This window comes from Blattabacterium cuenoti (genome assembly GCF_014252015.1).
GTDB classification, from domain to species: domain Bacteria; phylum Bacteroidota; class Bacteroidia; order Flavobacteriales; family Blattabacteriaceae; genus Blattabacterium; species Blattabacterium cuenoti_U.
Genome location: NZ_CP059206.1, coordinates 192015 through 204738, shown reverse-complemented (window position 1 = coordinate 204738; position 12724 = coordinate 192015). Strand labels below are relative to the sequence as shown.

Below are 12724 nucleotides of genomic sequence, written 5' to 3'. Positions count from 1 at the left end.
ATTACCAACTACTACTACTACCTCCTCCTCCAAAATTTCCTCCACCTCCGAATCCGTCAAAATTATCATCATAATCAGAATTTTTATTTCTGAATAAAAAATTCGTTAAAAATAATGTACTTAATAATGAATTATATCTTGTTTTTTCCATAGATAAAAAATAAAATAAAAAAAACACAATCAACAAAATACTAATATTAATTGATAAATTCCATATGGAAAAAATTTTTTTACTCAGTTTTTTTTTATGCTTATTTTTTAAAATTTTAAATATTTCTTGAGTTCCATAATCTATAGCTTGATAATAAAGATTATTTTTTAATACAGGTTTTATTTTATTAATAATCTTTATCGTTAAAAAATCGGTAATATAAGGTTCTATTCCATATCCATTTTGGATAGATATTTTTCTATCATGAATGGACAATAATATAATTATTCCATTATTTTTATGAAATTTTCCAATTTTCCATTTTTCCCCCCATTGATAAGCTAATAAATTTGGATCTTCTCCATGAAGATTCTGAATGATGGAAACTAAAATTTCTGTTGATGTTATTTGAGAATATAAAATCAGTTTTTTATTTAATCTTTCTATTTGTTTTTCAGATAAAACTTTTGCATAATCTTGTACAGGATATATTTTTTTGGGAGGTTCTGGTATATTAAATTGTCCTTGTACTGAATTTATGTAAAAAGAAATTAAAATAATTAAAATAGATTGAATAATTTTTTTCATGATTTTTTTGAATTGATTATTTTTGAATCCAATCTATCTGATCTACTTAAAAATTAATGAAAATCGGATTTACTCAATTAGAAAAATCTATAATTGGAGACTTTTTTGATCCAATTTGAGATCGGAAATATCCTTTTTCTTTGAATTGATAAAAAAAGTTTGCAATTATAATTTTTGGGAATTGGTTTCTATAAGTGTTGAAACTACTTACTTTATCATTAAAACGATTTCTTTCTACATTAATACGGTTTTCTGTTCCTTCTAATTGATTTTGTAACTCATAAAAATTTTGCGTAGACTTAAGATTAGGATAATTTTCCATAATCAAGAGCAATCTGCTAAGAGAATTATTCAAGTGATCTTGTCCCCGTTGAAATTGATTTATTTGATTTTGATTTAAATCATTTGTGTTTACAGAAACAGAGGTAGCTTTTGCCCTAGCTTCTATAATTTGATTTAATGTATTTTTTTCAAATTGGGCAGATCCTTTGACCGTATTTACCAAATTAGGAATTAAGTCAGCTCTACGTTGATAAACATTTTCTATTTGACCCCATTGTGTTTTAATATTTTCGTTAAGTTTTACTAATTGATTGTATGTGTTAGCTATCCATAATACAGTTACAGATATTAAAATAAAAATGACTATCAGAAAATTTTTTTTCATACAAGAAAAAAATTTTATTAATTACAAATCTTTTTTAAAAAAAATTTCTCTATGAGAAAAATAAAATAAACATTCTTTAAATGCATTTTGATCACTATCAGATCCATGTATAGCGTTTTCTTCCAAAGAAGTAGCATATAAATATCGTATAGTTCCTTTTTTTGCGTATACTGGATTTGTATTCCCTATTAAAACTCTGAAATCTTTTACTGCATTTTTTTTTTCTAATATTACAGATACAATTGGACCAGAAGACATAAACTTTATTAAAGATTCGAAAAATAACTTTTTTTGATGTTCTGCATAAAATATTTGAGCTGATTTTATAGAAAGTTCTGTCATTTTAATCGCTATAATGTTAAATCCAGCGTGAATTATTTCAGATAGAATAGGGACAATATGTCCTTTTTTTACCGCATCTGGTTTTATAATAGAAAGAGTAATTTTTCCAAACATATGATCTATATCTATCATGTTCATTTGTTCATTAGATTATAAATGAAAATAACATTTAAAATTAAATAAAGAAATTCATAAATGAAAATTCCTGTATTTTCATCTAAAAAAATGATAATTTATGAATTTAAACAAAAAAAAATATAATGATGATGAGGAAACCTCTTTTAATTCGTTTAAAAAAATGGTCTTAGATGATTACAAAGAGGAAACCTCTTTTAATTCGTTTAAAAAAATGGTCTTAGATGATTACAAATTAGCACGAATTAGTCGTGAAACTAGCATTTTAGGTCGTAAAGAAGTTTTAAATGGAAGAGCTAAATTTGGAATATTTGGAGATGGAAAAGAAATTCCTCAACTAGCTATGGCAAAAGTTTTTAAAAATGGAGATTATCGATCTGGATATTATCGGGATCAAACGTTTATGATGGCTATTGGAGTTTTAACTGTAAGAAATTTTTTTTCGCAATTATACGCACATTCAGATTTAGAAGCAGAACCTGTTTCGTCTGGTAGAATGATGACGGCTCATTTTGGAACACGTTATTTAAATAAGCATGGGGATTGGAAAAATCTTATTCAACAAAAAAATTCTAGTGCAGATATTTCTTCTACTGCCGCTCAAATGCCTAGATTATTGGGATTAGCTCAAGCTTCCAAAATTTATAAAGAATTAAAAAATTTAAAAGAAACACATAAAATGTTTTCTCATAATGGAAATGAAGTGGCATTTGGAACTATTGGTAATGCTAGTATTTCTCAAGGTTTATTTTGGGAAACGTTGAATGCCGCTTCAGTATTACAGATTCCAATTGTACTTTCCATATGGGATGATGAGTATGGAATATCAGTTCCAAATGAATATCAATTTTCAAAACGAAATATTAGCGATCTTTTATCCGGATTTCACAGAAGTAAAAAAGAAAAAGGAATAGAAATTATTCGTGTAAATGGATATAATTATATAGATCTTACAAAAACATATATAAAAGCGGATAAGATAGCTCGTTATGAACATGTTCCCGTAATTATACATGTTACAGATCTAACTCAACCTCAAGGACATTCTACTTCTTCTTCTCATGAAAGATATAAATCAAAAGAACGTTTAAAATGGGAGATGAATCATGATGGAATCAAGAAATTTAGGGATTGGATTCTGAATTTTAGTTTTTCAATTCATAAAAAAAATTGTTGTAAAATAGCCAGTATTGATAATTTGGATCAAATAGATTTAGAAGCTAAAGAATATGTTAAAAATGAACAAGAAAAAGCCTGGAAAGCATTTCAAAAACCTATTAATAAAATTAGAAATGAAGTTTTAAGTATTTTATTATATAAAATGCAAGACATTTATGCAGATAAAAAATGGATCAAAAAATATATTGAAAAATATGTTAAAGAATTACAAAATATAACTGAAAATTATTATACAAAGAAATCAATATTTCGTATTGCTAGAAAAATATTATATCTCTTGTCAGAAGTAAAATCTTATACAAAAAATCATCTTATAGAATGGATAAAAAAAAAATATCATGAAGAACATGAAAATTATTCTTCACATTTATATAGTATTTCTGATAAAGCTTCCGTAAAAATAACAGAAGTTTTTCCTGTGTATAATAGTAATTTTGAAGTAGATGGAAGAATTGTATTAAGAGAAAATTTTGATAAATTGTTGGAGTTACATCCTGATCTTTTAATCTTTGGAGAAGATGTAGGAAAAATAGGAGATGTTAATCAAGGATTGGAAGGGTTACAAAAAAAATATGGAAAAATACGAGTTTTTGACACAGGAATACGTGAGTCTACTATCCTTGGTCAAGGAATAGGTCTTGCGATGCGAGGGCTTCGTCCTATAGTTGAAATTCAATATATAGACTATATTTTATACGCTTTACAAATCATGAGTGATGACCTCGCTTGTTTGCAATATAGAACAAAAGGAGGCCAAAAAGCTCCTGTGATTATTAGAACTAGAGGACATCGTTTAGAAGGAATATGGCATTCAGGTTCTCCAATGGGTGGAATTATTAATTATTTAAGAGGAGTTTTAGTGCTTGTTCCAAGAAATATGGTAAAAGCGGCTGGATTTTATAACACTTTATTGTCTGGAGATGATCCTGCTTTGATTGTTGAATGTCTTAATGGATACAGAATCAAAGAAAAATTACCTAAAAATTTAGGTTTATTCAGAACACCTATTGGAATAGTAGAAATAACAAGAAAAGGAAAAGACATAACTATGGTAACTTACGGCTCTACATGGAGGATTGTTAATGAAGCTGCAAAGGAACTGTATAAGATGAACATAGATTCTGAAATCATTGATATTCAATCTTTATTACCTTTTGATTTACAAAAAGATATTGTAAAAAGTTTACAAAAAACCAATAGATTATTGATTATAGACGAAGATGTTCCAGGAGGAGCTTCTGCTTATATACTGCAAAAAATATTAGAAGAACAAAATGGGTACTATTATTTAGACTATCCACCTGTTACCATTACAGCTCAAGAACATCGTCCTCCTTATGGATCAGATGGAGATTATTTTTCCAAACCTTCTGTTGAAAATATAGTAGAAAAAGTATTAAAAATAATGCATGATAGTTAGATAATTAAGTGTTTTATTATTTATTATATTTGTTTTACTAATGTTATTATGTTTTTTAATTTTATGAAAATAGAAAAAACCTTACAATCAAGGATTGTAGAAATGGATTTTGATCATATTGTATTTGGAAATCAATATTCGGATCATATGTTTTGTTCTGAATTTAAAAATGGAGAATGGAAAAATTCTATTATTAAACCTTTTGGAAATATAATGTTTTCCCCTATATCTCTTGTTTTTCATTATGGACAAGCTGTTTTTGAAGGAATGAAAGCTTACAAAGATAAAAACGAAGAAGTTTTTTTATTTCGTCCAAAAGAAAATTTTAAAAGGATCAATAGATCTGCTAACCGTTTAGAAATGCCTATTATACCAGAAGATATTTTCATGAATGGATTAAAAAAATTAATAGATATAGATAGGGATTGGATTCCAAAAAATTATGGCCAATCTTTATATATCCGTCCTTTTCTAATTGCTACTAATGGTGTTTTATCTGCTAAACCATCTCAAGATTACATGTTTATGATTGTATCTACTCCTGCAGATGCCTATTATAAACATCCTTTAAAAATTAAAATAGAAGAAAAATATAGCCGTTCTGCATCAGGAGGTGTTGGATTTACTAAAGCTGCTGGTAATTATGCTTCTTCTTTTTATCCTACTAGACTTGCTAATGAAGAAGGATTTGATCAAATATTATGGACAGATTCCTCTACTCACACAATGATAGAAGAATCCGGCACTATGAATGTTTTTTTCTATTTAAAAAATAAACTTATAACTCCAAAAGCTAATGATAATATATTAAGCGGAATTACTTGTAAAAGTATTCTTTCTTTAGCTGAAAAAGAAGGTTTTTTTGTAGAAGAACGAAATTTAAGTGTTGCAGAAATTATAGAAGGGTTAAAAACAGGGAATTTGAAAGAAGCTTTTGGTTGTGGAACAGCTGCTGTTATAAATGATTTTCAAACAATTAGTTATAAAGGAAACGATTTTTGTTTACCGAATCTTGCAGAAGAAAAAAGAATATCTTTTTATTTAAAGAAAAAATTGTTAGATATACAACATAATTTATCAGATGATCCTTTTGGATGGAGGGTTAAATTAAAAAAAAATTTTTAAAAATCATTCTATGAATGATCATTTTCAATTTCAATCTGTAGAAAAAATAGTCAAAGAATCCATATTTGTTTTATATAAGTTAGATTCTTATCCTGATTTGGATTTTCAATATACTAAAAAAGAATATCCAGGGGATATTACTTTGATTTTATTTCCTTTATCCAAAAAGTTAAAAAAACCTGTAGAAAAAGTTGGAAAAGATATAGGAAATTATGTACAATATCAATTAAAAGGACTAATTCAATTTTCTATTATTAAAGGTTTTTTAAACTTTATTTTTGAAAATGATTATTATATTCATCTTCTGAAAGAAATGTTAAATACCAATTTTTATGATTTAAAATATCCATCTAAAAAAATCATTATAGAATATTCTTCTCCTAATACTAATAAACCCCTTCATGTAGGACATATTAGAAATAGTCTCATTGGAGCATCTATAGCTGAAATATTAAAAATGGTTGGTCATGAAATAATAAAAATTCAAATAATTAACGATAGAGGAATACATATATGCAAATCTATGATAGCTTGGAAAAAGTTTGGAAAAGGAGAAACACCTGATAGTGTAAAAATAAAAGGAGATCATTTTGTAGGAAAATATTATAGTCTATTTGATAAAATTTATCGTGAAGAAACTCATGAATCAAAAGATAGTATTCCATCTACGATGATGAATGAAGCTAGAATATTATTAAAAAAATGGGAATCTGGAGATTCTATTATTCGAAATACTTGGAAAAAAATGAATAAATGGGTTTATAATGGTTTTGAAGAAACTTATAAAAAATTAGGAATTACTTTTGATGAAGTAGAATATGAGAGTGATATTTATGAAATAGGAAAAAAAATTGTAAAAAAAGGTCTTAAAGAGGGAATTTTTTTTCAAAAAAAAGATGGATCCATTTGGGTTGATTTAATGAAAGAAGGTTTTGATCAAAAACTTTTATTACGATCTGATCAAACCTCTGTATATATTACTCAGGATATTGGAACCGCTGTGGAACGTTTAAGAAAATATGATATAGATCAGATGATCTATATTGTAGGAAAAGAACAAGATTATCACTTTAAAGTTCTTTTTCATATATTGAAACGTTTAGGATATATGTGGGTAAATAAATTATCTCATTTATCTTATGAAATGGTATATTTACCTAGTGGAATAATGAAATCTAGAGAAGGAAATGTTATATATGCTGATAGCCTCATTTTAGAAATGTTTTCTATTGCAAAGAAAAATTTTTTAAGAAAATATTCGAAAGAAAAAGTACAGGAAAAATCTGCTGAAATCATAGGGTTAGGAGCTTTGAAATATTATTTTCTTAAAATAGATCCCAGAAAAAAAATAGTTTTTCATCCTGAAAAATCTATAGATTTTAAAGGAAAAACCGGGATATATATTCAATACACTTATTCAAGAATTCGTTCTTTGGAACGTAATTTTTTTAAATTATGTTCATTACTTAATTACTATTGGTCAAATATAAAATTTGATGTGCATGAAAAAAACATGATTAAAATTCTTAAAAAATATCCATTGATATTAAAAAAATCAGCGATAAATTTAAATCCTTCTTTAATAGCAAATTATATTTATGAAGTATCTAAAATTTTTAACCATCTTTATCAGAATAAAAAATTAATAGATCCTTTAAACGTAATTCATAGTAATATTTGTATGAATATTATTCATGTAACAGGAAATGTTTTAAAATCTGGTATGAATTTATTAGGCATTAAAATGCTTGATCGTATGTAAAAAAAATATATGTATATTTTATGTTTGAACATTTACAAAATAAATTTTCTGAAGCTCTTCATATTTTGAAGGGACATAATACAATTACAGAAATCAATATAGCATCCTCTCTAAAAGAAATTGGACGAGCGCTCATTGATGCAGATGTTAATTATAAAATAGCTAAAAATTTTATCCAAAGAGTTAAAGAAAAATCTATTGGGCAAAAAGTACTTACTTCTTTAAATCCTAAGCAATTAATTACAAAAATAGTATATGATGAATTAGTTTCTCTTATGGGAAAAAAAAATGTAAAAATGAATCTTTCTAATAATCCTGCTATTATTTTACTTTGTGGATTACAAGGAAGTGGAAAGACTTCTTTTTCCTCTAAACTTGCTTTTTTTTTAAGAAAAAAAAGTAAAGATCCTTTACTGGTAGCTGCAGACTTTCATCGTCCTGCAGCTATAGATCAATTGGAATTAATTGCAGAAAAAGTAAATATCCCTGTTTTTTCTTTAAAAGAAAGTAAAAATGTTATAGAAATTGTGGAGAAATCTATTCTCTATGCTTATAAAAAAAAGAGAAATGTAATTATTGTTGATACAGCTGGAAGATTAGCAATAGATAAAATGATGATGGAAGAAATTAAAAAAATTTATCAAAATTTTAAACCAGATGAAGTTTTATTTATTGTAGACGCTATGACAGGACAAGATGCTATAAATACGGCTCAATCTTTTTCAAAAGTTTTAAATTTTGATGGGGTTGTAATAACAAAATTAGATGGAAATAGTAAAGGTGGTGTTGCTATAACTCTGTCTAGTGTAGTGAAAAAACCTATAAAATTTATTAGTAATGGAGAGAAAATAGAAGATTTGGAAGTCTTTCATCCAGACAGAATAGCTAATAGAATTTTAGGTATGGGAGATATAGTTTCTTTAGTTGAAAAAGTGCAAGAACAATTTGATGAGAGAAAAACTAAAAAAATTTATAGAAAAATTTTAAAAAATAGTTTTGATTTTAATGATTTACTAGAGCAACTTCAACAAGTCAAAAAAATAGGAAATTTAAAAAATATTATTTCTATGATCCCTGGAATCGATAGATATTTTTCTTTTGATGGAAATCAAAAAGATTCTTTAAAAAAAGTAGAAGCCATTATTCATTCTATGACTCCTTATGAAAGAAATAATCCTAAAATTTTAACTGATATAATGAGAAAAAAAAGAATATCTAAAGGATCTGGGATCACATTGAATCATATAGATATTTTTTTGAAACAATTTCATGATATGAGTAAAATTATGAAAAAAATTCATGCTCATTCAGGAAAAAAAATTTTGAAAGATTTTATACATCAAATAATTAATAAAGGAAATGATGTATAGTTTTAATTAAAATTTTCTTTTATTGAAAATATTTTTAATTTTGTTTATTGAATATTTTAAAAATCCCAATAAGATATTCCGTTTGAAATTTGATTAAACATGATGAAAGGTTTTTTAAATAGAGATAGGTTTTTGAGCGTTTTAGAAAATGTAAATATTTGGGATGTTATTATTATTGGAGGAGGAGCTACTGGATTAGGAATAGCTTTAGATTCTTCTTCCAGAGGATATAAAACACTTCTATTAGAACAATCTGATTTTTCTAAAGCGACTTCTAGTCGTAGTACGAAGTTAGTTCATGGAGGCATACGATATTTAGCTCAAGGAAATATAAGATTAGTTTATGAAGCATTGCGAGAAAGAGGTTTTTTGCTAAAAAATGCTCCTCATTTAGTAAAAAAACAAAAATTTATTATTCCAGTTTTCAGTTGGAAAATGGGTATTATGTACTGGACTGGGTTAAAACTGTATGAATGGCTATCTGGTTCTTTCAGTTTTGGAAAATCAAAATTTTTATCCAAAACTGAAATAGTTAGAAATTTTCCAGAAATTAAGAGTAATGAGTTAAAAGGAGGTATTTTATATTATGATGGACAGTTTGATGACGCACGTTTAGCTATAAATTTAGCTCAGACTTGTGTTCAGAAGGGTGGAATATTATTAAATTATTTCCAAGTTAAAAATTTGTTAAAAAAAGTTGGCGATAAAATTTCTGGAGTTGTAGCTTATGATCTTGAAACTAAAAAAAAATATTCTATTTCTTCAAAAGTAGTAATAAACGCTACTGGAGTTTTTTCTGACTCTATTTCTATAATGGATAAATCTACGAGTTCTATTTTCATCAAACCAAGTCAAGGAACACATATTGTGTTGAATAAATCTTTTTTCAGTAGTTCAAATGCTATAGTGATTCCAAAAACTTCAGATGGAAGGGTCTTATTTTGTATTCCATGGTACGATCATGTTTTAGTGGGGACTACAGATACTTTTTTAGAAAAAAGTGTTCTTGAACCAAAACCTTTAGAGGAAGAAATAAATTTTATATTACAAACTTTTAACAAATATTTTGTACTTCATATAAAAAAAAGCGATATACTAAGCGCATTTTCCGGATTACGTCCTCTTTTTGTTCCTAATAATTCTTTTTATAATACTACTAAAACTAAAAATATTTCTAGAAACCATCAACTTATGATTAGTTCATCTGGACTAATCAGTGTTATAGGTGGTAAATGGACTACATATAGGAAAATGGCGGAAGATACCGTAAATAAAGCAATTGATATAGGAAAATTAATCAAAAAACCTTCTGTAACAAAAAATCTTAAAATTTATGGATCCTGTTCTTCATATAAAAATCAGAATCATCATTGGAATAAATATGGAGAAGATGAATATCATATAAAAAAATTAATTGAAAAAAATCCATTATTAGGAGTTCCCTTAATTTCAAAAAATTCTTCTTCTTATTATTATACAGAAGCAGAAGTAGTTTGGATGGTTCGTTATGAAATGGCGAGAACAATTGAAGATGTTTTAGCAAGAAGGTTCCGTTTATTATTTCTAAATGCTAAAAAAGCAATAGATATAGCACCTAGAGTAGCTACATTAATGGCTAAAGAACTTTCTAGAGATGATAAATGGGAAAAATCACAAGTAGCTGCTTTCAAAAAACTAGCTATGCAATACTATTATCCGGAAATTTGATAGTAGAAAAGTTATTATATGTTTATGAAAAAATATGTGCTATCATTAGATCAGGGAACTACCAGTTCTAGAGCTATTATTTTTGATAAAATTGGAAATATTATTTCTGTAGCTCAAAGAGAATTTACACAAATTTATCCTCATCCTGGATGGGTAGAACACAATGCAGAAGAAATATGGTCTACGCAAGCTTCAGTTGCTTTAGAGGCTATTTTAAAAGCTAATTTAGAAGGTGAAAATATTATATCAATAGGAATCACGAATCAAAGAGAAACTACTGTTATATGGGATAAAAAAACGGGTGAACCTGTTTTTAATGCTATAGTATGGCAAGATAGACGCACCTCAAAATATTGTGATCAAATTAAAAAAGAAGGATTAACCGAAATGATTCGAAAAAAAACAGGTTTAATTATAGATCCTTATTTTTCTGCTACAAAAATTAGATGGATATTAGAGAATGTTCCCGGAGCGAAGAAAAGAGCTGATTCTGGATCCCTAGCGTTTGGAACTATAGATTCATGGTTAATATGGAATTTAACCGGAAAAGAAAATCATGTTACAGATGTAACTAATGCATCTCGCACTATGTTATTTAATATTCATACACTTAGTTGGGATCAAGAATTGATAGATTTATTTAATATTCCAATTAACATGCTTCCAGAAGTCAAATCATCTAGTGAAATTTTTGGTTATACAACAGGGCATATTTTATCACATAAAATACCGATTTCTGGTATTGCTGGAGATCAACAAGCTGCTCTTTTTGGTCAAATGTGTACTAAAATTGGAATGGTAAAAAATACTTATGGAACGGGATGTTTTATGTTAATGAATGTAGGAGATAATCCTGTTTTTTCTCAGAATAATTTAATTACTACTGTTGCTTGGAAAATTAAAAATCAGGTTCAATATGCATTGGAAGGAAGTGTTTTTATTGCAGGAGCTGTTGTTCAATGGCTTAGAGACGGACTAGGACTGATCTTATCTTCAAATGAAGCAGAAACATTAGCTTCTTCAGTGGACAATACAGAAGGTTTATATATGGTTCCAGCTTTTTCCGGTTTAGGTGCTCCTTATTGGGATCAAAAAGCGAGAGGAACCATTGTGGGCATAACAAGAGGAACTTCTTCCGCTCATTTTGTTAGAGCGGCATTAGAAAGTATCGCTTTTCAAAACATGGATGTACTGAAAGCTATGGAAGCGGATTCTGGTATTTCTATAAAAGAACTCCGTGTAGATGGAGGAGCTACGGTAAATAAATTATTGATGCAATTTCAATCTGATATTTTAAATGTTAAAGTTGTTAAATCTAAAATTTCTGAACTTACAGCAGCAGGAGCTGCTTATCTAGCGGGATTAGCCGTTAATTATTGGAGTAGTCTGAAAGATATTCAAGATAAATGGCAATTAGAACAAATTTTTGAACCAAAAGGAATGTCTAGTAGATTAGAAAGAATTAAAGGTTGGAAAAGAGCAATTAAAACAACTCGTTCTTGGTCCAAGAAAATCAAATAAATAAAATAAAATGACAAAAATATATGCAGAAATTATAGGTACAATGATTTTAGTCCTTTTAGGAAACGGGGTGGTAGCAAATGTTATTTTATCAAAAACTAAAGGTCATAGCAAAAATGGAGAATGGTTAACTATTACTATAGGATGGGCCCTAGCTGTTTTTATGGGAATAACAGTTTCTGCACCTTATAGTGGAGCTCATTTAAATCCATGTGTTACAATAAGTTTTGCCATAATTGGAAAATTTAGTTGGAATCTGGTTCCTTTTTATATTTTTTCTCAATTTATTGGAGCTATGTTAGGGTCTTTATTCGTATGGTTTTTATATAAGGATCATTTCTTTGAAACTCAAGAAAAACAAGATAAATTATCTGTTTTTGTGACTATTCCTTCCATAAAAAATTTATTTTCTAATTTTTTAAGTGAAGTATTAGCCACTTTTATTTTTATATTCATTTCTTTATATCTCTCTACAGAAGGAACACTTTTTTTTAAAGAAGAAAAATATCCTATAGGTTTGGGCTCATTGGGTGCACTTCCTACCACTTTAGTAGTGTTAGGAATTGTTTTATCTTTAGGAGGAGCTACAGGGGCTGCTTTAAATCCTGCTCGTGACCTAGGTCCAAGGATTATATATTCTCTCATTCCTATTCCGGGAAAAGGAAAAAGTAACTGGGATTATGCTTTGATTCCAGTACTCGGTCCTATTGTAGGATGTATTATAGCAGCAACATTACATTTATTTTTATCATCATAA

At 27.5% G+C, this 12724-nt stretch carries 10 protein-coding genes; 7 read left to right on the top strand and 3 right to left on the bottom strand.

What is annotated here, in order from left to right; all coding sequences use genetic code 11:
* Position 1: 1 nt before the first annotated feature.
* From H0H50_RS00940 to ndk, 3 genes are all read right to left on the bottom strand, one after another.
* Positions 2 to 739, bottom strand: coding sequence for a TPM domain-containing protein (locus H0H50_RS00940; protein ID WP_185867307.1), 738 nt, complete (start codon positions 737 to 739; stop codon positions 2 to 4).
* A 73-nt stretch (positions 740 to 812) separates the two neighbouring features.
* Positions 813 to 1406: a LemA family protein gene (locus H0H50_RS00935; protein ID WP_185867306.1), complete on the bottom strand. Its 594-nt coding sequence runs from the start codon at positions 1404 to 1406 to the stop codon at positions 813 to 815.
* A 21-nt stretch (positions 1407 to 1427) separates the two neighbouring features.
* Positions 1428 to 1886: a nucleoside-diphosphate kinase gene (gene ndk / locus H0H50_RS00930; protein WP_238784205.1), complete on the bottom strand. Its 459-nt coding sequence runs from the start codon at positions 1884 to 1886 to the stop codon at positions 1428 to 1430.
* Between the two features lie 160 nt (positions 1887 to 2046).
* On the opposite strand from ndk, the gene H0H50_RS00925 reads away from it, so the two are divergent.
* From H0H50_RS00925 to H0H50_RS00895, 7 genes are all read left to right on the top strand, one after another.
* Positions 2047 to 4482 (top strand): alpha-ketoacid dehydrogenase subunit alpha/beta, encoded by a 2436-nt coding sequence (locus H0H50_RS00925; protein WP_238784214.1) that lies wholly within the window; start codon positions 2047 to 2049, stop codon positions 4480 to 4482.
* A 63-nt stretch (positions 4483 to 4545) separates the two neighbouring features.
* The gene (locus tag H0H50_RS00920; RefSeq protein WP_185867304.1) at positions 4546 to 5607 is read left to right on the top strand and encodes a branched-chain amino acid aminotransferase; all 1062 of its coding nucleotides are present in this window, start codon (positions 4546 to 4548) and stop codon (positions 5605 to 5607) included.
* A gap of 10 nt (positions 5608 to 5617) precedes the next feature.
* Complete coding sequence (gene argS / locus H0H50_RS00915) at positions 5618 to 7369, top strand: arginine--tRNA ligase (RefSeq protein ID WP_185867303.1); 1752 nt, start codon at positions 5618 to 5620, stop codon at positions 7367 to 7369.
* Between the two features lie 20 nt (positions 7370 to 7389).
* Complete coding sequence (gene ffh / locus H0H50_RS00910) at positions 7390 to 8739, top strand: signal recognition particle protein (RefSeq protein ID WP_185867302.1); 1350 nt, start codon at positions 7390 to 7392, stop codon at positions 8737 to 8739.
* Positions 8740 to 8838: 99 nt separating this feature from the next.
* Positions 8839 to 10446, top strand: a complete 1608-nt coding sequence (locus H0H50_RS00905; protein ID WP_185867301.1) for a glycerol-3-phosphate dehydrogenase/oxidase — start codon at positions 8839 to 8841, stop codon at positions 10444 to 10446.
* An 18-nt stretch (positions 10447 to 10464) separates the two neighbouring features.
* Positions 10465 to 11967: a glycerol kinase GlpK gene (gene glpK, locus H0H50_RS00900; RefSeq protein ID WP_185867300.1), complete on the top strand. Its 1503-nt coding sequence runs from the start codon at positions 10465 to 10467 to the stop codon at positions 11965 to 11967.
* Between the two features lie 10 nt (positions 11968 to 11977).
* The gene (locus H0H50_RS00895) at positions 11978 to 12724 is read left to right on the top strand and encodes an MIP/aquaporin family protein (RefSeq protein ID WP_185867299.1); all 747 of its coding nucleotides are present in this window, start codon (positions 11978 to 11980) and stop codon (positions 12722 to 12724) included.

Excerpts from the sequence above, each read along its gene's own strand:
- H0H50_RS00925 (WP_238784214.1), top strand. The coding sequence starts at position 2,047 with ATGGTCTTAGATGATTACAAAGAGGAAACCTCTTTTAATTCGTTTAAA.
- H0H50_RS00920 (WP_185867304.1), top strand. The coding sequence starts at position 4,546 with ATGAAAATAGAAAAAACCTTACAATCAAGGATTGTAGAAATGGATTTT.
- ndk (WP_238784205.1), bottom strand. The coding sequence starts at position 1,886 with ATGAACATGATAGATATAGATCATATGTTTGGAAAAATTACTCTTTCT.
- H0H50_RS00905 (WP_185867301.1), top strand. The coding sequence starts at position 8,839 with ATGATGAAAGGTTTTTTAAATAGAGATAGGTTTTTGAGCGTTTTAGAA.
- ffh (WP_185867302.1), top strand. The coding sequence starts at position 7,390 with ATGTTTGAACATTTACAAAATAAATTTTCTGAAGCTCTTCATATTTTG.
- H0H50_RS00935 (WP_185867306.1), bottom strand. The coding sequence starts at position 1,406 with ATGAAAAAAAATTTTCTGATAGTCATTTTTATTTTAATATCTGTAACT.
- glpK (WP_185867300.1), top strand. The coding sequence starts at position 10,465 with ATGTTTATGAAAAAATATGTGCTATCATTAGATCAGGGAACTACCAGT.
- H0H50_RS00940 (WP_185867307.1), bottom strand. The coding sequence starts at position 739 with ATGAAAAAAATTATTCAATCTATTTTAATTATTTTAATTTCTTTTTAC.
- argS (WP_185867303.1), top strand. The coding sequence starts at position 5,618 with ATGAATGATCATTTTCAATTTCAATCTGTAGAAAAAATAGTCAAAGAA.
- H0H50_RS00895 (WP_185867299.1), top strand. The coding sequence starts at position 11,978 with ATGACAAAAATATATGCAGAAATTATAGGTACAATGATTTTAGTCCTT.